Source organism: Mycobacterium kyorinense (assembly GCF_001672775.1).
Lineage (GTDB): Bacteria > Actinomycetota > Actinomycetes > Mycobacteriales > Mycobacteriaceae > Mycobacterium > Mycobacterium kyorinense_A.
Window position 1 is genome coordinate 1 of sequence record NZ_LZKJ01000126.1, and the last position, 24918, is coordinate 24918.

Annotated in this window: 14 protein-coding genes and 1 pseudogene; 10 read left to right on the top strand and 5 right to left on the bottom strand. The window is 65.8% G+C overall.

Going from position 1 to position 24918, the window contains the following annotated elements; genetic code table 11:
• The first annotated feature begins 52 nt into the window (after window positions 1-52).
• The 9 genes from hisD to A5707_RS14045 are packed head-to-tail and all read left to right on the top strand — an operon-like array spanning window position 53 to window position 7745.
• Entirely contained in the window at window positions 53-1369 is a 1317-nt protein-coding gene (gene hisD, locus A5707_RS14005; protein ID WP_156657925.1) for a histidinol dehydrogenase, read from the top strand.
• Entirely contained in the window at window positions 1366-2505 is a 1140-nt protein-coding gene (locus A5707_RS14010; RefSeq protein WP_065015074.1) for a histidinol-phosphate transaminase, read from the top strand. Before hisD ends, A5707_RS14010 begins: the two co-directional genes overlap by 4 nt.
• On the top strand, window positions 2502-3110 hold the full coding sequence (gene hisB / locus A5707_RS14015; protein ID WP_065015075.1) for an imidazoleglycerol-phosphate dehydratase HisB: 609 nt from the start codon (window positions 2502-2504) through the stop codon (window positions 3108-3110). Before A5707_RS14010 ends, hisB begins: the two co-directional genes overlap by 4 nt.
• Window positions 3107-3727 carry an imidazole glycerol phosphate synthase subunit HisH gene (hisH, locus tag A5707_RS14020; protein ID WP_065015076.1) on the top strand — a complete coding sequence of 207 codons (621 nt, stop codon included), beginning with the start codon at window positions 3107-3109 and terminating at the stop codon, window positions 3725-3727. The genes hisB and hisH overlap by 4 nt, the downstream gene beginning before the upstream one ends.
• The gene (priA, locus tag A5707_RS14025) at window positions 3724-4464 is read left to right on the top strand and encodes a bifunctional 1-(5-phosphoribosyl)-5-((5-phosphoribosylamino)methylideneamino)imidazole-4-carboxamide isomerase/phosphoribosylanthranilate isomerase PriA (RefSeq protein ID WP_156657923.1); all 741 of its coding nucleotides are present in this window, start codon (window positions 3724-3726) and stop codon (window positions 4462-4464) included. The genes hisH and priA overlap by 4 nt, the downstream gene beginning before the upstream one ends.
• Window positions 4461-5276 (top strand): inositol monophosphatase family protein, encoded by an 816-nt coding sequence (locus A5707_RS14030; protein WP_065015077.1) that lies wholly within the window; start codon window positions 4461-4463, stop codon window positions 5274-5276. Before priA ends, A5707_RS14030 begins: the two co-directional genes overlap by 4 nt.
• Before the next feature lie 2 nt (window positions 5277-5278).
• Window positions 5279-6052, top strand: coding sequence for an imidazole glycerol phosphate synthase subunit HisF (hisF, locus tag A5707_RS14035; RefSeq protein WP_065015078.1), 774 nt, complete (start codon window positions 5279-5281; stop codon window positions 6050-6052).
• On the top strand, window positions 6049-6396 hold the full coding sequence (gene hisI, locus A5707_RS14040; RefSeq protein ID WP_065015079.1) for a phosphoribosyl-AMP cyclohydrolase: 348 nt from the start codon (window positions 6049-6051) through the stop codon (window positions 6394-6396). The genes hisF and hisI overlap by 4 nt, the downstream gene beginning before the upstream one ends.
• 32 nt (window positions 6397-6428) lie before the next feature.
• Window positions 6429-7745, top strand: a complete 1317-nt coding sequence (locus A5707_RS14045; protein WP_082969457.1) for an MFS transporter — start codon at window positions 6429-6431, stop codon at window positions 7743-7745.
• Between the two features lie 10 nt (window positions 7746-7755).
• Here A5707_RS14045 and A5707_RS14050 read toward each other — a convergent pair whose 3' ends face one another.
• Genes A5707_RS14050 through A5707_RS14070 form a run of 5 tightly spaced genes read right to left on the bottom strand, consistent with a single transcriptional unit; the run spans window position 7756 to window position 15820 of the window.
• The gene (locus A5707_RS14050) at window positions 7756-8406 is read right to left on the bottom strand and encodes a GAP family protein (RefSeq protein ID WP_065015081.1); all 651 of its coding nucleotides are present in this window, start codon (window positions 8404-8406) and stop codon (window positions 7756-7758) included.
• A gap of 31 nt (window positions 8407-8437) precedes the next feature.
• Window positions 8438-10177, bottom strand: coding sequence for an AMP-binding protein (locus A5707_RS14055; protein ID WP_082969458.1), 1740 nt, complete (start codon window positions 10175-10177; stop codon window positions 8438-8440).
• Window positions 10178-10235: 58 nt separating this feature from the next.
• Window positions 10236-11354: an acyltransferase PE gene (gene pe / locus A5707_RS14060; protein ID WP_065015082.1), complete on the bottom strand. Its 1119-nt coding sequence runs from the start codon at window positions 11352-11354 to the stop codon at window positions 10236-10238.
• Between the two features lie 47 nt (window positions 11355-11401).
• Complete coding sequence (locus tag A5707_RS14065) at window positions 11402-14353, bottom strand: RND family transporter (protein WP_065015083.1); 2952 nt, start codon at window positions 14351-14353, stop codon at window positions 11402-11404.
• Between the two features lie 45 nt (window positions 14354-14398).
• The gene (locus A5707_RS14070; RefSeq protein WP_065015086.1) at window positions 14399-15820 is read right to left on the bottom strand and encodes a condensation domain-containing protein; all 1422 of its coding nucleotides are present in this window, start codon (window positions 15818-15820) and stop codon (window positions 14399-14401) included.
• A gap of 296 nt (window positions 15821-16116) precedes the next feature.
• On the opposite strand from A5707_RS14070, the pseudogene A5707_RS14075 reads away from it, so the two are divergent.
• A pseudogene (locus tag A5707_RS14075) lies at window positions 16117-24666 on the top strand (type I polyketide synthase); the annotation flags it as partial.
• Window positions 24667-24918: the final 252 nt, after the last annotated feature.

Genomic DNA, 24918 nt, shown 5'->3' on the forward strand with positions numbered 1-24918 from the left:
GTACCGCTCGGATAACCATTTGGCCTGCTCTGGGAGAATGGTCAGCGTGACCCTGATGGCCCGCATCGACCTGCGCGGCGCCGACTTGTCCGCCGCCCGGCTGCGCGCCGCGTTGCCGCGCGGTGGCGCCGACGTCGACGCTGTGCTGCCGACCGTGCGGCCGATCGTCGAGGCGGTCGCCGAGCGGGGCGCCTGGGCCGCGCTGGACTTCGGCGAGTCCTTCGACGGGGTGCGGCCATCGGCCATCCGAGTGCCCTCCGCCGAGCTGGCCACCGCGCTGGCCGGTCTGGCGGCCGACGTCCGCGACGCGCTGCAGGTGGCGATCGACCGCGCCCGCGCCGTACACGCTGATCAGCGGCGGGCCGATCACACCACGACCTTGGGTCCGGGCGCGACGGTCACCGAGCGCTGGGTTCCCGTCGAGCGAGTCGGTCTGTACGTACCGGGCGGCAACGCGGTGTACCCGTCGAGCGTGGTGATGAACGTCGTGCCGGCGCAGGCCGCCGGCGTCGGGTCGCTGGTGGTGGCCAGCCCGCCGCAGGCCGCGTATGGCGGCCTGCCGCACCCGACGATCCTGGCCGCCGCCCGGCTGCTCGGCGTCGACGAGGTGTGGGCCGTCGGCGGCGCGCAGGCGGTGGCCCTGTTGGCCTACGGCGGCATCGACACCGACGGTGCCGAGCTGGCACCTGTCGACATGATCACCGGCCCCGGCAACATCTACGTCACCGCGGCCAAGCGGCTCTGCCGCTCCCGGGTGGGCATCGACGCCGAAGCCGGGCCGACCGAGATCGCCATCCTGGCCGACCACACTGCCGACCCGGCGCACGTCGCCGCCGACCTGATCAGCCAGGCCGAGCACGACGAGATGGCCGCCAGTGTGCTGGTCACGCCGAGCGCCACGCTGGCCGACGCCACCGACGCCGAGCTGACACGCCAGCTGCAGACCACGGTGCACCGGGAGCGGGTGACCGCCGCTCTGCGCGGGCCACAATCGGCGATCATCCTCGTCGACGACCTCGACGCCGGCATCCGCACGGTGAATGCCTACGCTGCCGAACACCTGGAGATCCAGACCGAAGACCCGGGCGCCGTTGCAGCCAAAATCCGTTCGGCCGGGGCGATTTTCGTCGGGCCCTGGTCACCGGTCAGCCTCGGCGATTACTGCGCTGGCTCCAACCACGTGTTGCCGACCGCGGGCTGCGCCCGGCATTCCAGCGGCCTGTCGGTGCAGACCTTCCTGCGCGGTATCCACGTCGTCGACTACACCGAGGCGGCGCTCAAAGACGTGTCGGGCCACGTCATCACGTTGGCCAAGGCCGAGGATCTGCCCGCCCACGGCGAGGCGGTCCGCCGGAGGTTCGAGCAATGAGCCGTAAGCCGGTGACTCTCGAGGACTTACCGCTGCGCGACGACCTGCGCGGCAAGTCACCGTACGGTGCACCGCAGTTGGCGGTGCCGGTGCGGCTGAACACCAACGAAAACCCGCACCCGCCCACCCGGGCGCTGGTCGACGACGTCGTGCGGTCGGTGCGCGATGCGGCCGCCGATCTGCACCGTTATCCCGACCGCGACGCGGTGGCGCTGCGCCGGGACCTGGCCGGCTACCTGACCGCCCAGACCGGCGTCCAGCTGAGCGTTGAAAACCTCTGGGCCGCCAACGGTTCGAATGAGATCCTGCAGCAGTTGCTGCAGGCGTTCGGTGGGCCGGGCAGAAGCGCGATCGGGTTTGTCCCGTCGTATTCGATGCACCCGATCATCGCCGACGGCACCCGCACGGAATGGGTCGAGACGGTGCGGGCGCACGACTTCAGCCTGGACATCGAGGCCGCGGTCGCCGCCGTGATCGAGCGCCGACCCGATGTGGTATTCGTCGCCAGCCCCAATAACCCCTCGGGGCAAAGTGTTTCGCTGGCAGAGCTGCGGCAGCTGCTGGACGTTCTCCCGGGAATACTGATCTTGGACGAGGCCTACGGCGAATTCTCGTCGCGGCCCAGCGCGATCCAGCTGGTGGATGAGTACCCGACCAAGTTGATCGTCACCCGCACCATGAGCAAGGCCTTCGCGTTCGCCGGCGGGCGGCTGGGCTACCTGATCGCCACCCCGGCGGTGATCGAGGCGATGTTGTTGGTGCGGCTGCCCTACCACCTGTCGTCGCTGACTCAGGCGGCCGCGCGGGCCGCGCTGCGGCACGCCGACGACACGCTGGGCAGCGTCGCCACCCTGATCGCCGAACGTGAGCGGGTGTCGACGGCGTTGAGCGACTTGGGGTTTCGGGTGGTCCCAAGCGACGCCAATTTCGTGCTGTTCGGGCAGTTCGCCGACGCGCCCACCGCCTGGCAGCGCTACCTCGACGCGGGCGTGCTGATCCGCGACGTCGGCATCCCCGGCTATCTGCGGGTCACCACCGGGCTGGCCGAGGAGAACGACCTCTTCTTGGAGGCCAGCGCGTTGATAGCTGCCACCGAATTGGCCCCAGCCCCTACCCAGCCGTTAGGAGCGTCATGAGTCGTCACGCGCGGGTGGAACGCACCACCAAAGAATGCGACATCGTCGTCGAACTCGACCTCGATGGCACCGGCCAGGTTGAGATCGACACCGGTATCCCGTTCTACGACCACATGCTGACCGCGCTGGGCAGCCACGCCAGCTTCGATCTGACGGTGCGCGCGAAGGGCGATGTCGAGATCGAGGCCCACCACACCATCGAGGACACCGCCATTGTGCTCGGGCAGGCGCTGGGCCAAGCTCTCGGCGACAAGACCGGCATCCGCCGGTTCGGGGACGCCTTCATTCCGATGGACGAGGCGCTGGCCCATGCCGCTGTCGACGTATCCGGGCGGCCCTACTGCGTGCACACCGGCGAGCCGGATCACCTGCGGCACTTCACCATCGCCGGCAACACCGTGCCCTATCACACGGTCGTCAACCGGCATGTGTTCGAGACGCTGGCCAACAACGCCCGGATCGCGCTGCACATTCGTGTCCTGTATGGCCGCGACCCGCACCACATCACCGAGGCCGAGTACAAGGCCGTCGCCCGTGCGCTGCGTCAAGCCGTCGAATCCGACCCGCGGGTCTCAGGTGTGCCGTCCACCAAAGGCGCCTTGTGACAACAAAATCGGTGGTCGTCCTCGACTACGGGTCGGGCAACCTGCGATCGGCGCAGCGTGCGCTGCAACGGGTCGGCGCCGCGGTAGAGGTGACATCCGATCTGGACGCGGCCGCCACCGCCGACGGTCTGGTGGTACCCGGCGTCGGCGCGTTCGAAGCATGCATGACCGGGTTGCGGGGGATCGGCGGCGAGCGGGTGATCGCCGAACGCGTCGCGGCCGACCGCCCGGTCTTGGGTGTCTGCGTCGGCATGCAGATCCTGTTCGCCCGCGGTATCGAATTCGGGGTAGAAACCGACGGCTGCGGGCAATGGCCCGGTGTTGTCACCCGACTCGACGCCCCGGTGATCCCCCACATGGGTTGGAACACGGTGGCCGCCGCGCCGGGGAGCGCACTGTTCAAAGGGTTTAGCGCCGACGCCCGGTTCTATTTCGTGCACTCCTACGCCGCCCAGTGCTGGACCGGTAGCACCGACGCGTTGCTGACCTGGGCCACCCATCAGGTACCGTTTCTGGCCGCCGTCGAGGACGGGCCGCTGGCCGCCACCCAATTTCACCCGGAGAAGAGCGGGGACGCCGGGGCAGCCCTGCTCCACAACTGGATCGAAGGACTATGACCGCTGTGCTGACTTTGTTGCCTGCCGTCGACGTTGTCGACGGCCGAGCGGTGCGCCTGGTGCAGGGACGCGCAGGCAGTGAAACCGCATACGGTTCAGCGCTCGACGCCGCGTTGGGCTGGCAGCGCGATGGAGCCGAGTGGGTACACCTGGTCGACCTCGACGCCGCCTTCGGCCGCGGATCCAACCGCGAACTCCTTGCCGAGGTTGTCGGCAAGCTCGACGTGAACGTCGAACTGTCCGGCGGAATCCGCGACGACGACTCGCTGTCGGCCGCGCTGGCCACCGGATGCGCCCGGGTCAACCTCGGCACCGCTGCCCTGGAGAACCCGCAGTGGTGCGCTGCGGTGATCGCCGAACACGGCGACAAAGTGGCCGTCGGCCTGGACGTGCAGATCGTCGACGGCGCACACCGGCTGCGCGGACGCGGCTGGGAAACCGACGGCGGCGACCTGTGGGATGTGTTGGAACGCCTTGACCGCCAAGGGTGTTCACGCTTTGTCGTCACCGACGTCACCAAAGACGGCACGCTGACCGGGCCGAACCTGGACTTGCTGCGGTCGGTGGCCCACCGAACCGACGCCCCGGTGATCGCCTCCGGCGGGGTGTCGAGCCTCGACGATCTGCGCGCCATCGCTACGCTCACCGACAGCGGGGTTGAGGGCGCCATCGTCGGCAAGGCTCTGTACGCGGGGCGGTTCACCTTGCCGCAAGCTCTGGCGGCGGTGCGCCAATGACCGCAGACACCAAGGATCTCAATGCGTTGGTGGCCGAAGCGTCGAAAGTTCTCGACGCCGCCGCCGAGCCGTTTCTGCAAGGCCACCGCGCCGACTCCGCGGTGGCCAAAAAGGGCGACGACTTCGCCACCAAGGTCGACCTGGCCATCGAGCGCCAAGTCGTCGACGCATTGGTCAAGAACACCGGAATCGAGGTGCACGGCGAAGAGTTCGGCGGCGCGGACCTCGACTCACCATGGGTCTGGGTCCTCGACCCGGTCGACGGCACATTCAACTACGCAGCCGGATCTCCGATGGCGGCAATCCTTTTGGGCCTGCTGCACGACGGTGACCCGGTCGCGGGCCTGACCTGGCTACCGTTCATCGGGCAACGCTACACGGCGGTCGTCGGCGGCCCGCTTCTCAAAAACGGTGCACCGCAGCCGCGGTTGCAGCACACCGAACTGACCGACTCGGTCATCGGCATCGGCACGTTCAACGTCGAGTCGCGGGGACGATTCCCGGGCCGCTACCGCCTCGCGGTGTTGGAGAGTCTGAGCCGAGTGTCGTCGCGGCTGCGCATGCACGGCGCCACCGGCATCGATCTCGCCTACGTCGCCGACGGCATCCTCGGCGGTGCCATCAGTTTCGGTGACCACGTGTGGGACCACGCCGCCGGCGTGGCATTGGTGCGGGCTGCCGGTGGCATCGTCACCAATCTGGCCGGAGAAGAGTGGACGCCGCAATCGCGGTCCGCGTTGGCGGCGGCACCGGGCGTGCATGCCCAGATGCTCGAGCTGTTGCGCGCTGTCGGCGACCCTGGGACCTACTGAGCATGGATGTCGCCGTGCGGGTGATCCCGTGCCTTGATGTCGATGCCGGCCGGGTGGTCAAAGGTGTCAACTTCGAAAACCTGCGCGACGCAGGCGATCCCGTCGAACTCGCGGCCGCCTATGACGCTGAGGGCGCCGACGAGCTGACGTTTCTCGATGTGACCGCCTCGTCGTCGGGGCGGGCCACCATGCTGGAGGTGGTGCGCCGCACCGCGGAGCAGGTGTTTATTCCGCTCACCGTCGGCGGCGGGGTGCGCACGGTCGCCGACGTCGACATGTTGCTTCGGGCGGGCGCCGACAAGGTGTCGATCAATACCGCCGCGATCGCACGCCCTGACCTGCTGGCGGAGATGGCGCGAGCATTCGGCTCCCAGTGCATCGTATTGTCCGTCGACGCGCGCACCGTGCTGGCCGGGTCGGCGCCGACGCCGTCAGGCTGGGAGGTCACCACCCATGGCGGTCGGCGCGGCACCGGTATCGACGCGGTCGAATGGTCTTCTCGCGGCGCGGAATTGGGGGTGGGAGAGATCCTGCTGAATTCGATGGACGCCGACGGCACCCAGGCCGGCTTCGACCTGGCGATGCTTCGCGCGGTCCGCGCCGCGGTGACCGTGCCGGTGATTGCCAGCGGCGGGGCTGGCGTGGCCGAGCACTTCGCACCCGCAGTGGCCGCGGGGGCCGACGCGGTGCTGGCCGCCAGCGTCTTTCACTTCCGCCAGCTGACCATCGGGCAGGTGAAAGCGGCGATGGCCGCTGAAGGGATTACCGTGCGATGACGCTCGACCCGACAATCGCAGCACGGCTCAAGCGCAACGCCGACGGCCTGTTCACCGCGGTCGTGCAGGAACGCAGCAGTGGCGATGTGCTGATGGTCGCCTGGATGGATGACGAAGCGCTGGCCCGTACATTGGAAACCCGTGAGGCGACGTATTTTTCGCGCTCCCGCAGTGAGCAGTGGATCAAAGGCGCCACGTCGGGCCACACCCAGCATGTGCATTCGGTGCGGCTGGACTGCGACGGCGACGCGGTGCTGCTGGTGGTCGACCAGGTCGGCGGTGCCTGCCACGCCGGCGATCACAGTTGCTTCGACGCTGACGTGCTGCTAGGTCCTGAGGGCTGACCGACCCGCAACGGGCGGCAGCTATAGGGTTTGTGACCGTGCGGAAATCCCCGTTGCTGGCGTGGGCGCTGTGGGATTGCGGAGCGACGGGCCTCAACGCGGTCGTCATCACGTTCGTGTTCCCGGTGTATTTGACCGCGTCGGTGGGAGCCGGTGGGGACACATCGCCGACGAGTTCGCTGGGCCGGGCCATGACCGTTGCCGGCATCACCGTCGCCGTGCTCGCCCCGATGACCGGAAGCTGGGTCGCCGACCCGCGGCGACGCCGTCACGTGCTGACCGCGCTGACCGGGACGGTGGTGGCGCTGACCGCGACGATGAGTTTGGTCCGCGACGACGCCCGCTACTTGTTGCCGGGCCTGATCCTGCTGGCCGCCACCGCCGCGTGCAGCGACCTGGCCACTGTCCCGTACAACGCGACGCTGCGGCTGGTCTCCACGCCGGAGACCTCCGGCAAGATATCCGGCTTTGGTTTGGCCGCAGGCTATCTCGGCAGCGTGGCCTTACTGTTGGCGGTTTATGTCGGCTTCATCGCAGGACACGGGTCTGCGGCCGGTGCGCTGAACATTTCGACGGGCGATGGCCTGAACGTGCGGATGGCGATGCTGTTGGCCGCGGCATGGTTTCTGATTTTCGCGCTGCCGTTGTTGATGTGGGCGCCCAAACCATCGGCCGAACCCGGTGACGCTGCGCCGGTCGCCGCGCTGCGCGCGGCTCGCCAGTTCTGGTCGGACCTCGTTGGCGAATGGCGCCGCGACCGCAACATTGTCTACTACCTGCTGGCCAGCGCCGTGTTCCGCGACGGCCTGTCCGGCGTGTTCGCGTTCGGAGCGGTGCTGGGCGTCAACGTGTATCGCATCTCAGAGGCCAGCGTGCTGTTATTCGGCGTGGCAGCCTGCACGGTGGCCGCCGCAGGTGCCGTTTTCGGCGGCCTTCTCGACCAGCGTCTCGGGTCCAAGCGTGTCATCCTCGGCTCGCTGGGCTCGATGATCGCGGTCGGGCTGCTGCTGCTAGTGCTGTCGGGTCCGCTGGCGTTTTGGCTGTGCGGCCTGATGCTGTGTCTGTTCATCGGCCCCACCCAGTCATCGGCGCGCGCCCTGTTGCTGCGAATGACCGCCGAGGGCAAGGAAGGACTGGCCTTCGGCCTCTATACGACTACTGGGCGAGCAGCAGCATTCCTGGCGCCGTCGATGTTCTTCGCATTCATCGATCTGTTCGGTGCTGACCGAGCCGGTCTGGGCGGTCTGCTCGTGGTACTCGCGGCGGGGCTGCTGGCGATGCTGCCCATCCGTGCGCCGGCCCGCCACCGTCGCGGCGAGCGGATCGCCGAGGTGGGTACGGGCGACTAGCTGCTGGCCGTCAAAACCCGGCGGCGCCGACTGCGACGAACACACCGCCCAACGCGGCCAGCAGGATTGCAACTTCGCGGCGACGACGTGATCGAATCCAGTCGTGCACCGCCGACACCCAGCGTGCGGTTGCCCTGGGTGCCACCAGATAGGCCAGCAGCGGAACCTCGATGAACGCGAAGGCGACGACGTTGAACATCACCAGCACTGCGATTTGGGCCACGACGGCCGCGCCAGAGGCGAGGATCACGGCCAGCGCGGCGAGATAGTCGACCGACGGCAACGCGATGCCGAGACCGGCGATTCCCGCAACGCACACCGAATCCCCGTTCAGCAGCCGGTGGGCCGGCGTCGGCAATCTTGCCGGCCGCCAGCCCAGCCGCCCGACCAGGTCGGTGGCTACGACTAGTGCAAACATCAGCACGAGGAACCCGATCAGCATCTGAACCCGGGGCACGGTGAAGAAGGTGGACGCCAGCAGTCTGCGTCGAAGGACGAACAGCACAACCAGCCCCACCGAGGTTCCCATGACGAAACCGCCACATAAGAACGCGAGCAGTTGCAGCACGGGTCTGGGCTTGTTCAGCATGATCACCGTCATACCGATCCGGAACGGTTCGACGCTGACGGCAAGGGCCATGATCAGGACAGTGACCAGCATGAGGAGTTCTGGGTGCGCCCAGCCCGCCGGCTTAGGCGTCCAACCGGGCGAATTGGTCCTGGTGGTATTGCTCGATGCAGGCGGCGCGTCGAATCTTGCCGCTTGTGGTGGTCGGAATCGATCCGGGCGATACCAGAACCAGGTCTGCGGCATTCAGGCCGTGCGCATGGGAGATCGCGGAGGTGACGTCGCTTTTGATGCGAGTGAGCCACTGCATCGGCTCCTCGTCGGAATCGCTTCGCTTCTTGAGTTCGATGACGGTGACCAGCTTCTCGGTACTGTTCATCGGAACCGAGATCGCCGCGACCCGACCGCCGGTGATCTGCTGGACGGTCGCCTCAATGTCCTCGGGATAGTGGTTGCGCCCGTGGACGATCAGCAGATCCTTGATGCGGCCGACAATGAACAGCTCACCTTCGGAGATGAACCCCTGGTCGCCGCTTCGTAGCCACGGCCCGTCGGGCGTGCCCGGAGACGGGTCGACGAGCATCGCGCCGAAGCAGCGCTGCTCCTGCGGAGGTTTACGCCAGTAGCCGTCGGCGACATTGGCGCCGTGTATCCAGATCTCACCGACCAAGCCGGGTGGGCACTCGCGGCGCGTCTCGAAGTCGACGATTCGCACCGTGGGTGACTGCGGCACTTTGTATTTGACCAGCTCTGTTCCGGTCGCGACGGCACATCGCTGAGCGCGCCCAGCGGACAGCGCCACCCGATCGAAGTGGACCGACTCCGATGATTCACTCCAGGTGCCGGCCGCCACGAAGACGGTCGCCTCCGCCAAGCCGTATGAAGGGCGCACCATGGTGTCCCGGAAATTGAAGTGCGCAAACCGGTCAACGAAGCGTTGTAACGTGGCCGGCTCGACGCGTTCGGCACCGCTGATGATGCCCAACACTCCGCCGAGGTCGAGGCCCGCCAGGTCGTTGTCGGTTGTTTTGCGGGCGGCCAGGTCAAACGCGAAATTGGGCGCCGCGGACCACGCATGAGGATTCGTGGCCAACGAGCGCACCCATCTGGCCGGTCTCTCCAAGAACGAAATCGGACTGGTCAGCTCACTGTGGTAGCCGCCCAGAATCGGTGCGCAGACACCCAGCACCAAACCCATGTCATGGTAAAAGGGCAACCACGAAACGATCGTGAGGTCCGATGGGGCTTTCACGTGGGAGTCGGCGAAAAAGCTGCGCATCAGCTGCTCGAAGTTCACCTGGAGGTTGCGGTGCGAGATCATGACCCCGGTCGGCAGCCGGGTTGAACCCGAGCTGTACTGCAAATAGGCCGTGCTGGGCAAATCGGCTGTCCGAACGCTTGTTCCGCTGTCGACGTCCAGATTTACCGAATCGATCTCGATGATTTTCGGCACTGCCTCCAGCCGTGCTTGATGAACATATTCGGCGATGTCCTCCGCGACCGCCGACGTGGTGAGCACAACCGAGGGCGACGTATCGGCAAGGACTGCACTGACCCGCTCATGACTCGACCCGCGATGCGGCAACGGCAGCGGAACGGCGATCAGCCCGGCCTGCATGGATCCCAGGAACGCCACGATGTAGTCCAGAGACTGGGGAGCCAGGATTACCGCCCTGTCTCCGACAGATCCATGGCAGCTGAGTTCGCGTGCCATGTTCAATGTCCGACGGGATAGCCGCGCCCAGGTAAGACTTTCGGGAACACCTGCCGAGTCGTTTTCGTAGTCGGTGAAAGTGAACGCGACGTCCTGGGGTCGGAGGCTGGCACGACCGTGCAGCATCGAGAGGATCGATGAGTCGGGCATAGGCGTCACATTACGTCGGTACTAGTCGGTCGACCTCGTCGGCGTGCAATCTCTGTTGTCAGTGTGGCCCGTTGGATAACACGGACATGGCACCGCTGAGGATCTGCGAAACCGGATCAGCGCCGCCGCCGAAGGTCGCCTGGGTGGCGGGGGCGGTGACGGCCGCGGGGTCGAAGCCGTTCACGGGGTCCACCTGGACCGGAGCGGTCGCCGGATCGTCGTTGCGGGAATAGCCTGCGTTCACCCGCGGCAGCAATATCGCGTCAAGCTTGTTCAGCGTGTCCTCGTCAATCCCGATGTAGGCCAACGGCATGACCAGCGGAAGGTGTTTCTCGGGGATGAGGTACGTCGTGGTCGTCGCGCCCTTGGAGTTCACCGTCGAGCGGATGTTCTGCGGCGGCACCATGCTCGGGTTGGTGAAGGCAACCGCAGTATGACCAGTGGCGAGGCCCATCAGCGTGTTGGCGAGGGCGAACAGATTGTCTGGCCGGTCGGGGAAGTCGGCGATCGAGTCGTAGGCCGAGACGAACATGTGGGTGTCGTATTGGCTTTCCACCGGAGCCGGTATGCGGTAGTCCATTGCCGGAACAACGGACCCGACCGGGAACATGGCGGTCAGGAAACTCTGGCCGAAGGCGTGTCGCGCAATCGGGTCGCCGAACGTCGCGAAGCTCAGTTGGTCCGGAGGCGGAGCCGTCGGGTCATTGGCCAGCCGAGCCTGCACGGCGTCCAGCACGAGCGAGCCCTCGGAGAGGCCGATCGCGGTGCCGGGGCCACCGGTGCGGATCGCCGCATCGAGATTGTCTTCGCCCTCGTCGACCGACTCGCCCACGCTGGGACCGTCCAGACCCAGGCCCGGGTAGATGTCATCCCCGATCTTGCCGATGCCCGGGAAGAGGCGTTCCAGCACGTGGCCCTGGACTTGGCCTGCGGGGTAGCGAACGATTTGTCGCTTCAGGCCGGGAAACCATTCATCGCCTTCACGGCGGATGTACTCGTCATAGGGGATGCCCAGTACGTGAGCGCCCCCGAGCGCGTACGCCGTCCGATCGGCTGACGTATCGGAGGCCGGCGTCCCACCAGCCGGCGCGTCGTCAGCCGACGCGCTCTCGATGCCGAAATATCCCGTGGCGCCGACAGTTACCAGCGCCGTCACTCCTGCGAGTAGTTTCTTCATGCCTACTCCTGACCGCTCGGCTTACCTAGTCTCACATACATGGTCGGTCACCGCGACGGCCACCAGTTCGCCCGCCCGACCAACGCGGCGATGGCGGGCACCGTGATGGTGCGCACCAAGAAGGTATCCAGCAAAATTCCCACACCGATCACGAAGCCGCCCTGGACCACGGTGCCGATGCTGGAGAACAACAGACCGCACATCGAGGCAGCGAAGATCAGACCTGCCGCGGTGATCACACCGCCGGTCGAACTCAGGGTGCGAATGACGCCGTAACGCATGCTGTGCGGCGACTCGTCACGCATTCGCGAGACGAGCAGCATGTTGTAATCGGCTCCCACCGCGACCAACACCACGAACGCCAGTGGGGGCACACTCCAATGCAATTGCTGGCCGAGCATGAATTGAAATACCAGCACGCCAATACCCACTGCCGACAAGTACGAAATCACCACCGAAGCAACCAGATACAGCGGTGCCACAACCGCCCGCAGCAACGCGATCAAAGTCAGCAGCACGACGAACAGCGTTACCGCGATGATGAACCGAATGTCGTGTTCGTAGTAATCGCGGGTGTCCCGCAGGCTTACGGTGTATCCGGCCATCGACACCGTCGCGTCTGCCAATGCGGTATTCGGTTGGGCATCCCGAGCGGTCTGGGTGATCGTGTTGACCTGATCCATGGCTTCGGTGCTAAACGGATTGAGTTTGGTTTGAACCAAATACCGCACCGAGTGGCCGTCTGGTGATATGAAGATGTTGGCGGCCTTGGCGAACTCCTCGAGGCGCAGGAGTTGGGACGGGATATTGAATCCGGCCATCGCCGGGTGCGCCGCATCATGTTTCAGCGACAACAGAAACGCCGCTGCCTCATTGAGCCCGGTGCCCAGCTGCTTGACCTGCTCAACGAGTTGAGCCACCGCATCGGCCACTTGCCGGCTCCCGCCGGCGAACCGGTCCGCGCCATCTTGCAGGCTGCTGAGGTTCCCCTGCAAACCACCGGGTTTGTCCATGCCCATGGAATGCATCACCCTGGTGAGGTTCGTTAAGGCGCCACGCACTCGGGCTACCGATGCGTTCAGAGTTTGTTTGTCCGGGAACGACTGCAATTGTCCTGCCAGTTCGTTGATTGCGTCGAGGTCTTCCCGGCCGCCCGGGCCGACCAGTCGTTCGAACTCCGCGCGGGTGGCGCTGCAGGACTCATCGATATCGCAGACCGGGTTGCCCTGCAGGGCCGTCAGCACTGGACCTATCCACCCGAACATGTTTTTGGCGGCCGAAAAGTTCCAGCCCATGGTGTTGCTGAGCGAGTTGACATGGTCGACGAGCTTGGCTGCGGTGTCGACCTGTTTGACCAGCGCGTCGCCACTGTACTGGGATTTCATCGAGGAGAACGCGTCAACCAGGTTCTGGACGCTGGTGGCGAGCTGGCTGACTTGGCCGCGCACGTCGCCGAGGTTGTCAGCCAGCGTGCCGGCCCCTTCCACCAGCCGGTTGAGGTCCTCGGTGTGGTCGTTGATCCGGTCGGACCCGCCGGCCAGGAACGTGCCGATAGCGCCCGCCTGATAGGTGGCTCTGAATTGTTCTGGCACATGCCCGTTGGGACGGGTGATCCCGCTGACTGCGGCGATATTCGGCAATTGGCTGACTCGGTCGGCCATCTGCTCCAGATCGGCAAGGGCCTGCGGCGTGCGCAGGTCATGCGGTGACTGGACGAGGATGTATGCCGGAATCGACTCGTTGACCGGGAAATGGTGATCCAGCGCGGCATACCCGACCGAACTCGGAGCTGACGATGGTAGGGCCTTGCGATCGTCGTAGTTGTAGCGCACCAGGCCGGCACTGCCGGCCAGGATGAGCAACACCAGCACACTGGCGACCAGATGTGCCTTCGGCCGGCGCACAATGCGGATGCCCGACCGCCGCCAGAACCGAGCCGTCAGCTCGCGTCGCGGCTTCACCCAGCCTCGTGGCCCGGCCAGCACCAGAATGGCGGGCAGCAACGTCACTGCGGCAAGGAAGGCCACGCCGATCCCAATCGCCGACGAGACTCCGACTGTCTTGAACACTCCCATCCGCGCGAAGCTGATGCCGAGAAACGTGATTCCCACGGTGGCGGCGGATGCGGCGATCACTTTCCCGATCGAGAGCATCGCCCGTTTGACCGCCTGATCGAAATCCGCGTCTGACCGCAGATAGTCGTGATAGCGGCTGATGAGAAAGACGGCGTAATCCGTTCCGGCGCCGGCCATGATCGCACTCAGAAACACGATGGATTGGTTCGAAACACCCGTGCCGGTCAGCTGCGAGTATCCGGCAACCACCGCCTGTGCGATCGCCAGGGACAGCCCGATCGATATCAATGGCAACAGCATCGTGATCGCGCTGCGGTAAACCACCAGCAGCACGATGAGCACCAACACGGCGATCGCCAGCTCAATCGGCAGCCGATCCCGATCGCCCGCCACCGTCAGATCGGCGACAGTTGCGGCAGGGCCGGTGAGATGTGCGGTCAGGCTGGTACCGGCCACGGTGTGTTCGACGATGTCGCCGATCCGGTTGAAGGCTGCGTACGAGCGCGGTGTGCCCAATTCGCCGGCGACGCCGACCGGCAGCACCCAAGCTTTGTTGTCCTTGCTGGTCATGGCCGGACGCAACGGCGGCGTGCTGATGAAATCCTGCAACATCAAGACATCTCGGGTGTCTTGGCGCAGGCTGTCGACGAGTTTGCGGTAGGTGGCTTCGTCGTTGGGACCAAGGCCCGTGTCGTTGGTCAGGACCACCAATAGCAGGTCTTCTGAGCCCGATTCGTGAAACGCCTCGGTCATCTTTGCCGCGGTGACGCTCGACGGTGCGTCGCTGGGCAAGATCGCGAGTGGATGCTTCTGGGCCATCTCGCCAAGGGATGGGAACGTCAGCGGTAGCGCGACTGCAATCGCGACCCAGATCCCGATCACTGCCCAGGGCCACCGCACGACGAAATCGGCTAGCCGTCGCATATCGGCCTCACCCTCGCCCGGCGCTGCGCATCGAACTGCTCCACGCTATGCGACGCGTCCCCAGTGGCCGCTATCAGCGACCCGCGCGCACACCGACCGCATCGCTGCCATGTAGCGGGCGACTGATTTCTGGGCGACCGAGTTATCGGGATGCATGATCGCCATCGCCACACCCTCGCCGTACCGAAATATGTACATGGTGAGTTGATAGGAATACCGGCCGTCAGAGTAGATGCCGATGTTGTTCGCGAGGCCCATGTCGGCTGCGGCAAGCACAGCGTTCAGCGGGGCAGCGCCGCCGTGAAAAAAGTTCGACACCAGGAAGTTCGGTTGCGGCCAGCGCAACTGCGGCGCCAACTCCAAGACGCGGTAATACGGCACCTTCGCCATGTCCAGACCCGAATCGAACGAGGCCTGCGCTGCCCACGCGGCATCGCTGAACGACGCCGCAGCTATCGGCACCGTGATCGGGATCAAGCCGGTAAACCAACCTTGTGTCATGAAATTGTCCGCGCCGCTACGGGAATCTCTGGGCGTAAGCCCGTAGTAGGTGAGAGCACCGGTGAATTCGTGCTCCACCAGCGCAAGGCAAGCGAACAAGCCACCGACGAAGCGCGCGCCGGCTGCCGTGCAGGCTGATTCGAATCGCTCCGTCTGTGCCGTGTCCATCAGGAGTTCGGAGGCCATGGCGCTGGCACTCGACTCCAATGGGTTGCCCAGGGGGAGCGGGAATTCAGGAAAGCCATCGTTGTTGTTTTCCGCGAAGTCGATCCACGCGCGGACTTCGGGTGAATCTAAGGTTAACGTTGATGTGTGCTGGCGTTCGCGGGAACAGAAGTCGTCAAAGCTGCCGGCGTCGGCAAGCGCAAGGGGCTCACCGCCTCCGCTCAACGCGGCATACATCCCGTTGGCTTCCAGCATCGTGGTGCCGATCAACGTCGCGTCGCCGTGGACATGATCCATCGCGGCAAAGAAGGTGAAGTGGCGCTCGCTTTGGATGATCCCGAAGGTGAAGCAGCCCCATTCCAGGGGATTGGGGATGGCCACGACGTGATCGCGTATTTCATCGACGGTCATGTCGCCGTGCTCGATCGGCTTGAACTCCATCTCCGCAGGGTCACTGATGGTATGTCTGACGAACTCGCCACCACCGGTGTGTTCGAACCAACTGCGGAAGGTGTCATGCCGACGCAGGTACGCGTTGACCGCGTGATCCATGGCGGCGATGTCACATTCGCCGGGTAATTCACAGGTAGCGATGATCTGCCGGGAGAAGTTCAGTCCGGCGGCAGCCCGTTCGCAATAGTTACGAAGATGTTGGCCCTGCATGTAGCTGACCGGCACTGACGAGACCGGCGCTTGCCGGGCCTTGTGCTGAGCCGCGTCCGTCGGATGCCATGAAGTCACTGCGCCGGGGGTTAACGTCCAATCATCGAGCGAGCCGATCGTGATGTTCCCGATGCGCAAAACGACGTCCTCCTCGGTTTGAACGGCTCCGGCCCAGCCACGGCGGCAGCCGGTCCGCGTGAGCACGTCGACAGGTCACGGTCTCGTGCGGGCCGGCCACTAGGATCAAAGACGTCCAACGCATCCCACCACTCGGCGCAAGCGCTTGTCTACCGCCATGCATTGCGATACTCTCCCGGCGCCCTGTGCGGAATTGTACACACTTGCAATACTGGCCGACGCCCGCAATTCTGTTGCGCAACCGGCCGCGTGCGCCGACCGAACCGTCACCGTCCCCAACCAGAGAGGACAACGGCATGGCATCCGTCGAGGGACAGCCGCAGCCAGCATCCGGTTTTGCGATCGTCGGCTATGCGGCCCGGTTTCCGGGTGCTGCGGATGCCGACGAGTTCTGGCAACTGCTCGCCGAGGGCCGGGACGCGGTCTCGGAGGTGCCGCCCGAGCGGTGGGATGCCGACGAGTTCTTCGACCCGAACCCCGATGCCTCCGGGAAGATTGTGACCCGTCGGGCAGGCTTCGTCGATGACGTGACGGGGTTCGATGCGCCGTTTTTCGGTATGTCGGCGCGCGAGGTCAGGATGATGGACCCCCAACATCGGCTGCTGCTGGAGACGGCGTGGCGGGCGGTGGAGCATTCGGGCACCGCGCCAACAGATTTGGCGAACACCAACACCGGAGTGTTCGTGGGCTTGTCCACCCACGACTACCTGGGAATGGCTTCCGACGAGCTGACGTATGCAGAGATCGAAGCCTATACGGCCATCGGGACGTCGAACGCCGCGGCAGCGGGCCGGATCAGCTACCGGTTGGGCCTGCAGGGCCCGGCGGTCGCGGTCGACACGGCGTGCAGTTCGTCGTTGGTGGCGATCCATCAAGCCTGCCAAGCGCTGCGCCTGGGGGAGTGCGACCTCGCGTTGGCCGGCGGGGTGAACGTCCTGCTCACCCCGGCCACCATGATCACTTTTTCCAACGCGCACATGCTCGCGCCCGACGGCCGGTGCAAGACATTCGATGCGGCCGCAGATGGCTACGTGCGCGGCGAGGGTTGCGGGGTCATCGTTATCAAGCGGCTTGATGACGCGATCCGCGACGGCGACCGGATCCGAGCCGTGATCCGGGGTAGCGCAATCAACCAGGACGGCGCGTCGGGCGGTTTGACGGTGCCGAATGGCGTTGCCCAGCAGCGGGTTATCTCAGAGGCGCTGAAGCGTTCCGGCGTGGCACCCGCCGACGTCGAATACCTGGAGGCACACGGGACCGGGACCTCGTTGGGCGATCCGATCGAGGCGCAGGCCGCAGGTGCGGTGCTCGGCGCTGGACGCGAGGAGAGCCGGCCGCTGTTGATCGGCTCGGTCAAGACGAATATCGGTCATTTGGAAGCAGCCGCGGGGATCGCGGGTGTGATCAAGGTGATCTTGTCGCTCGAGCGCCGCGTCTTGCCCCAGCATCTGCACTTTCGCAAACCGTCACCGCACATTCCGTGGGACCGGTTGGCGGTGCAGGTCGTGCAGCAGCCCACCACGTGGGAACGCAACGGTCGGCCCCGCATTGCCGGAGTCAGCTCGTTCGGGTTCGCCGGCACCAACGCGCACGTCATCATCGAGGAGGCGCCGGACGAGGTGGGGCAGGGCGCGCTGGCGCCGAGCCCGATCCAGACGCCCGGGGGCCGACGGTTCAGTGTGCTTCCGCTGTCGGCGCGCACGCCCGCTGCATTGGTGCAGCTGGCCGATCAATACCGCACCTGGCTGAGCGCACACCCGGAGGCCACCTTGGCCGACGTGTGCTTGACCGCCGGGGCGGGGCGCGCACACTTGGAGCACCGGGCGGCTTTGGTCGTCAATTCCAAGGAATCTGCCAGCGAGTTGCTCGGTGCGTTGGCGGATGACCGCCCGGCACCTGGTTTGGTGCGCGGTGTATCCAGTGACACGCCGAAGACGGCGTGGCTGTTCACCGGTCAAGGCAGCCAGTACCCCGGCATGGCTCGCGAGCTGTTCGACACCGAACCGGTGTTCGCCGAGACGCTGAACCGCTGCGCGGCTGCTGTCGCCGACATGCTCGAAAAACCGCTGCTGGATGTCATTTTCGATGCCGATGGCCCAGACAGCGAAGAGACGTTGCGGCAGACCACATACGCCCAGCCCGCCCTGTTCGCAGTGGAGATGGGCCTGGCCAGGCTCTGGCAGTCATGGGGCTTCGAACCCGACGTGGTGCTGGGCCACAGCGTCGGCCAGTATTCGGCGGCCTGCGTGGCGGGCGTGTTCCGGCTCGAGGACGGCGCCCGGCTAATGGCCGAGCGCGGCCGCCTGTTCGGCAGTTTGCCCTCCGGTGGGCGGATGGTCGCAGTCTTCACCGCCGCCGAGCGCGTCGAGCGGCTCACCGACGAGTTCCCAATGCTGTCGGTTGCCGCCTACAACGGTGCTAACACCGTGCTGTCTGGGCCCACGCAGGACCTCGACCAGGCGGTGGCCGGGTTGACCGCCGACGGTGTCCGGTGTGATTGGTTGGAGACCAGCCATGCGTTCCACTCGGCGCTGCTGGATCCGATCCTCGACGAGTTCGAGTCGTACGCGGACCGGTTCAATTTCAGCCGCCCGCCACAACGGATTCTGGTGTGCAACCGCACCGGCGCCGCACTCGGCCGAAGCGTCAAGCTCGATGGCAACTACTGGCGTCGCCACGCGCGTCAACCGGTGCAGTTCGCCAAAAGCGTGCGCACGCTGGCCGATCTGGGCTGCAAAGTACTGCTAGAGGTCGGCCCGCAGCCGATACTCACCGCCGCAGCTCTGCGAGCATGGCCTGACCCTGCCACAGCGCCGCGGGCGATTGCGTCATTGCGTCGAAACACCGCTGACCACCGGCAAATCGCCGAGGCCCTTGCTGACGCGTACGTCCTGGGTCACCTGCCTGACTTCGGCGCTGTCGCAGGACCGGCGCGAAAGCTCGACCTGCCCACCTATCCGTTCCAGCATCGCCAGTACTGGTTCCGCGAGAAGCGAGTAAGGCCCACCAACCAGAGCAACGCCGCACGTACCGAAACCGTCCGGCTTCTCGAGGACGGCCGGATCGAGGAACTCGCCGCGCTGCTCAACGGTACGAACGGCAACCAGCAAACCGTCGATATCTTGGAAAAGCTTGCCGCACAACACAACCAGCAGCGTCAAACGGGCCCTATCGCCGACTACCGCTACGAGATTCACTGGGAAAAGGCCACCGCCACGGTGCCCGGCCACCAAGCCGGCCAGGCGTCCACCTGGCTTCTCGTCGGCGATGACGCCGAGGCAGCCCAGCCTTTGGCCGACACGCTGACCGCACGGGGGCATCAGCATCGGATTCTCGGGTTGCCGGCGTCCGACGCGGACGAGGAACAGCTCGAGGTCACGTTGCGCGCTGCGGCGGCAGCCGACCCGACGCTACGTATCGTGCACGTCGCGGCCCTCGATAGCGACACCGCACCATCGATGCGGTCGCTGTTGCGGATGCAGCACCGAATCCTGGGCGGGACCCGGCGACTCTTCCGCACCGCCGTTGCCGCTGAGTTGCGCCGACCCATCTGGGTGATCACTCGCCGCGCGCAACGGGTCAGCGATGCGGACACCGTGGCGCCCGATCAGAGCTGCCTGTGGGGATTCGGCCGAGCCGCCTCGCTGGAGCATCCGCACGTGTGGGGCGGGCTGGCAGACCTGGCCCAAGGCACGCCCAGCGAATGGTCGAGGTTGATCGACCACATAGTGGCCGCACCGCGTGACTCGGGCATCGGCGAAGACCAAGTGGCCGTTCGTGATGACGCAGTTTATGTTCCGCGTCTGGTTCGGCATGTCGGCCAGCCGAGTGCAGCATCGCTGGCACTGCGTGCTGAGGCAACGTATGTGGTGACCGGAGGGCTGGGTTCGATCGGACTGGAAATCGCGCGATACTTGGCCGCGCACGGCGCCCGGCATCTGGTGTTGACCGGCCGACGCTTGCCCAGCGACGCCGCACAGCAGCGCATCGATGCGATACGTGCACAGCACGGCTGCGAAGTTCGGGTTGTCGCAGCCGACGTCGCTGATGCGCACGACGTCGCGCGCCTGCTCGGCACTGTTCAGGCTGAACTACCGCCGATAGCCGGCATCGTCCATGCCGCAGGCGAGAACGGCACCACCCCGCTGCGCAACCTAGACGATGCCGAAGTGGATCGTGTTTTCGCCGGAAAAGTCTGGGGTGCCTGGCATTTGAGCGAGGCAGCCGCAGACCTGCAGCTGGACTTCTTCCTCAGCACCTCCTCAATCGCCTCGGTATGGGGAAGTTTCGGGCAAACCGCCTATGGCGCGGCTAACGCCTTCCTCGACGGGCTGGCCTGCCGGTTGCGTGAACAGGGCATCCCCGGGATCAGCGTGAACTTCGGCCCCTGGTCAGCGGGCATGGCCGACGAGCAGGCACGCGCGCGACTCAACGAGCGCGGGGTCCAGACATTGTCACCTGCCGATGCACTGGCGGGGATGGCGGCTGTCATGGCGGCGTCCACCGCGCAGGGAACAGTGGCCCGCATCGACTGGGCCCGCTTCCTTCCGCTCTACCAACAAGCGGGCCGGCGCGCATTCCTCACCGAGTTGGAGCGTGAGGTGCCCAGCCAACCGACGGGGGCGGCGCCCGCCGCAACTGCTTCTGGGAAGACCCAGCTGGTCGAGCGGCTCACGAACGCGCCGGTGCAGCAACGCAAGAGACTTGTCGCGGACTATCTCCGCGACGCGGTGGCGGAGGTGACGCACGTCGATCCCGCCGAGATCCGCGAGGACGCGGGATTTTTCGATCTCGGCATGGATTCGCTGATGGCCGTCGAATTGCGACGCCGCATCGAGCAGGGCGTGGGTAAAGACATCCCGGCGACATTGGCGATGGACTACCCGCGGCTGTCGGACGTGGTGGACTACCTACTCGACGACGTGCTCGAACTCGGTGAACAGGCCTCCGCCAAGTCACGGCCTCAGCCTGCGCCGGTAGCAACGACGCGCACCGATGAGCCGATCGCGATCGTCGCGGTGTCATGCCGTTTCCCCGGTGCCTCCGATCCAGAAGCCTTCTGGGAGCTGTTGTCCGGCGGTGTCGATGCGATCCGGGAAGTCCCGGAAGACCGGTTCGACATCGACGAGTTTTACGACCCGGACCCTGAGACCCCGGGCAAGATCTACAGCCGCTTCGGCGGATTCCTCGACGACATCGACGGATTCGATCCGGAGTTCTTCGGTATCTCCCCGCGCGAAGCGGTGTGGATCGAGCCGCAGCAGCGGCTGATGCTGGAAACGGTGTGGGAGGGCTTAGAACGGGCGGGATACGCGCCGGCGGACATGCGCGGCAGCCGAACCGGCATCTTCGTGGGCGTCGCAGCCAACGAGTATGCGCATCTGTTGTCCGCCGAGTCGGTCGACAAGATCGAGCCACACTTCATCACCGGCAATGCGCTCAATGCGATTTCCGGTCGGGTTGCGTTTGCGCTCGGACTGCACGGTCCTGCGGTGGCGGTCGATACCGCATGCAGCTCGTCGTTGGTAGCCGTCCATCAGGCCTGCCAAGCATTGCACTCCGGCGACTGCGATTTGGCGTTGGCCGGTGGGGTGAACGTGTTGCTGAGTCCGGTATCCATCATCGCCGCCTCGCGGGCCAGGATGCTTTCCCCAGTCGGGCGATGCAAAACGTTCGACGCCTCCGCCGACGGCTATGTGCGCAGCGAAGGCTGCGGCATCCTGGTGCTCAAGAGGCTGAGCGACGCGGTTCGCGACGGCGATCGGGTTGCCGCGGTCATCCCGAGCAGTGCAGTCAATCAGGACGGTGCGTCCAGCGGTCTGACGGTGCCCAATGGCGCTGCGCAGCAACGGCTTATCGGCACGGCGCTGGCTCGTGCCGGCTTGGCCGGCGGCGACGTCGACTACCTTGAGGCCCACGGAACGGGGACCCCGCTGGGTGATCCGATCGAGGTGCAGGCGGCCGGCGCGGCTTATGGAGTCGCCCGTGACGCGGACCGGCCGTTACTGATGGGATCGGTGAAGACCAACATCGGCCACCTCGAGTCGGCGTCAGGGGCCGCCGGTCTGATCAAAGTCGTGTTGTCGCTGCAGCACGGAATGTTGCCGCAGAGCCTGCACTTTGACGAACCGTCGCCGCACATCCCGTGGGATTCGCTGCCGGTGCGGGTCGTGGACAAGCCAACTCCGTGGCAGGCCAACGGCAGGGTGCGGCGCGCGGGCGTAAGTTCCTTCGGGTTCACCGGGACGAATGCGCACGTGCTGATCGAGGAGGCGCCGGTCCACTCGGCTACCCCCGGCGAACGAGCGGCAGTCGACGACGCCGCAGCGGCGGCCACGTCAGACACTCACGATGATTCGGTCAGCGTGCTGCCCCTATCCGCGCGGTCACCGGAGGCGCTGGTGGCGTTGGCGCGGCGGTATGGGACGTGGTTGGACATCCACCCGGAAGCCGACATCGCCGATGTGTGTCTTACGGCCGGGGCCGCACGCTCGCATTTCGAGCATCGGGCTGCACTGGTCGTGGATTCGGTCCATGCAGCCCGAGACGGGCTGGCTGACTTGGCCCAGAACCGACTGCGACCCGGCGTGGTGCGTGGCGAGTGTGCTGACCGGCCGACGACGGCATGGTTGTTCACTGGGCAAGGCAGTCAGCATCCGGGGATGGCGCGCGAATTGTTCGACGCTGAACCGGTTTTCGCAGAGACGGTGACACGTTGTGCGGACGCGGTCAACGAACTGCTGCCCCGCCCGTTGCTGGAGGTGTTGTTCGCCACCGACCGCGACACCGGCGAAATGCTGCGGCATACCTCGTATGCGCAGCCCGCGCTTTTCGCTGTCGAAATGGGCCTGGCCCGGCTGTGGCAGTCGTGGGGCGTCGAGCCCGATGTGGTACTGGGGCACAGCGTGGGCCAGTACGCGGCAGCGTGTGTGGCCGGGGTTTTCAGCCTCGACGACGGGGCACGGCTGATGGCCGAGCGCGGCCGGCTGTTCGGCAGTCTGCCTGACGGCGGACGAATGGTGGCGGTGTTCGCCGACCCGAAGCACGTCGAAGAAGTCGCCAACGAATTCTCTCGGGTGTCGGTTGCGGCCTACAACGGCCCCAACACGGTGCTGTCCGGTCCGGGAACCGATCTCGAACAGATCGTCGCCAGGTTCGGCGACGACGGAATCCGCTGCAACTGGCTGGAAACCAGCCACGCCTTCCACTCGGAATTGCTGGAGCCGGTGCTCGGTGAATTCGAGTCCTACGCAGCGCAGTTGCAGTTCGCCGTGCCGACGTTGCCGCTGGTCTGCAACCGCACCGGCGCCGTGCTCGCGGGAACCCCGTTAGACGCCCAATACTGGCGGCGGCATTCCCGTCAGCCGGTGCAGTTCGCCGAAAGTGTCCGGACCGTGGCGGCGCTGGGATGCTCGGTGCTGATGGAGATCGGTCCGCAACCGGTTCTGACCGGCGCCGCGGTGCAGGTCTGGCCGGAACACCTGGCCGCGCCGCGTGCGATCGTTTCGCTTCGCAAAGGCGCCGGCGACCGGCGCCAAATCACCGAAGCACTGGCCGCGGCCTACGTCAGCGGCCACCGACCCAAATTCGCGGCGTTGCATGCTCAATCCGGCCGCAGAATCGAACTGCCCACCTATCCATTCCAGCGCCGTCGCTTCTGGCCCAAGACGTCCGGCATCGCGGCTCTCGACGGACAAGGCGCTGCCGCATCCGGAATTCTGGGCAGCGCCAAAGACCTCGCGTCCGGCGACTGCGTCTACACCAGTCGGCTGTCCGTCAAATCGCAGCCGTGGCTTTCCGACCACGTCATCTACGGCACCGTGGTCGTTCCGGGGGCGACGTATGCGGCGATGGCCCTGGCCGCGGCTGGGCCGCCGGCGCGGGTGCAAGACGTATTTTTCTATGAGCCGATCATCCTGCCGGAAAAGGCTTCTCGCGAGGTGCAGTTGACTTTGCATCCGCTCGAAGACGGTGGCGGCTGGACTTTCCGGGTGGATAGCCGCCCGTACGGCGTCCGTGATGCTGAATGGTCGTTGAACGCCGACGGCACCGTCGTCAGCGAGATCGGCGACGAGTTTTCAGCCGATCCGGGCGACTCCATCGAAGCGGCCATCGAGCGGATGGACCGGGCGCGCCCACAGCACCTGTTCGAGACCTTCGCCGAAAGCGAGTTGGAGTGGGGGACGACGTGGTCCACGTCGCTCAGATCGCTGTGGATGGGCGACGGAGAGGCGATCGGCGATATCACCGTCGGCGATGAACTCGCCGAGCACCTCGGAACCGAGCCGATCCATCCCGTGCTACTCGACCTGTGCACCGGAGTCGTGTTCCCGGCGTTCCCGGCGCTGACCGCAGCCGAACAGGGCATGACTGACCTGTTGTTGCCGTTGCGGTACGGGCACGTGATGTTGCGGGAGAAGATGCCTCGGCGGTTCTATTGCCGCGGGAAGTGGCGTGCCAGCGCCCTCGACAGCGACACCCAGGTCTTCGATATCGACTTCGTCGACCGAGATGGTCGCCACCTGGGCGGGATTCGCGAGTTCACGGTCAAACGCGCACCCCGGGAAGCGTTGTTGCGTGGACTTGGCGGCGATGCCACCCGGCTGCTGTACACCCTCGGCTGGCATGAGTTGCCGCCTCAGCCGCCGAGCAGTGATATCGGACCCGAGGGTACCTGGCTGGTTGCCGGATTCGACGAACTGGCCGCCGATCTGCCGGGCTGCACCGCTGTTGACCCGGCTATGGATTCGCAGTCGTTGGGGCAGCTGTTGGCGCAGGCCCGAGAGCGCGGCGAGCCGTTCACCGGCATCGTCTGGCGCAGCGCCGGGCCGGGTGCGGCCGAGTCCCCACAGCGCCGCCTGGACCGGATCGACCGGCTCGCCGGATTCGGTCGCCACGGCCCGTTCAGTGATGATCCACAGACCGCCGGGCAGTTTGATCACCTCATCGGCCTGCAGGGTGTGCACGGCGCTGAGCAGGTGCGCGATCTCGTTCTCCAGCCGCGCAGCACCCTCAGCGCTCGACTCGGCCGCACCCGGCCCGGCGCTGCGCCAGACGATGCCGGTGAACGGCTCGCCGCGCTCTCGGGCCTGCGCCAA

Bases quoted from the DNA above. Each gene is read 5' to 3' on its own strand.
- A5707_RS14010 (WP_065015074.1), top strand. From the start codon at position 1,366: ATGAGCCGTAAGCCGGTGACTCTCGAGGACTTACCGCTGCGCGACGAC.
- hisB (WP_065015075.1), top strand. From the start codon at position 2,502: ATGAGTCGTCACGCGCGGGTGGAACGCACCACCAAAGAATGCGACATC.
- priA (WP_156657923.1), top strand. From the start codon at position 3,724: ATGACCGCTGTGCTGACTTTGTTGCCTGCCGTCGACGTTGTCGACGGC.
- A5707_RS14030 (WP_065015077.1), top strand. From the start codon at position 4,461: ATGACCGCAGACACCAAGGATCTCAATGCGTTGGTGGCCGAAGCGTCG.
- hisF (WP_065015078.1), top strand. From the start codon at position 5,279: ATGGATGTCGCCGTGCGGGTGATCCCGTGCCTTGATGTCGATGCCGGC.
- hisI (WP_065015079.1), top strand. From the start codon at position 6,049: ATGACGCTCGACCCGACAATCGCAGCACGGCTCAAGCGCAACGCCGAC.
- A5707_RS14050 (WP_065015081.1), bottom strand. From the start codon at position 8,406: ATGCTGGTCACTGTCCTGATCATGGCCCTTGCCGTCAGCGTCGAACCG.
- A5707_RS14055 (WP_082969458.1), bottom strand. From the start codon at position 10,177: ATGCCCGACTCATCGATCCTCTCGATGCTGCACGGTCGTGCCAGCCTC.
- pe (WP_065015082.1), bottom strand. From the start codon at position 11,354: ATGAAGAAACTACTCGCAGGAGTGACGGCGCTGGTAACTGTCGGCGCC.
- A5707_RS14065 (WP_065015083.1), bottom strand. From the start codon at position 14,353: ATGCGACGGCTAGCCGATTTCGTCGTGCGGTGGCCCTGGGCAGTGATC.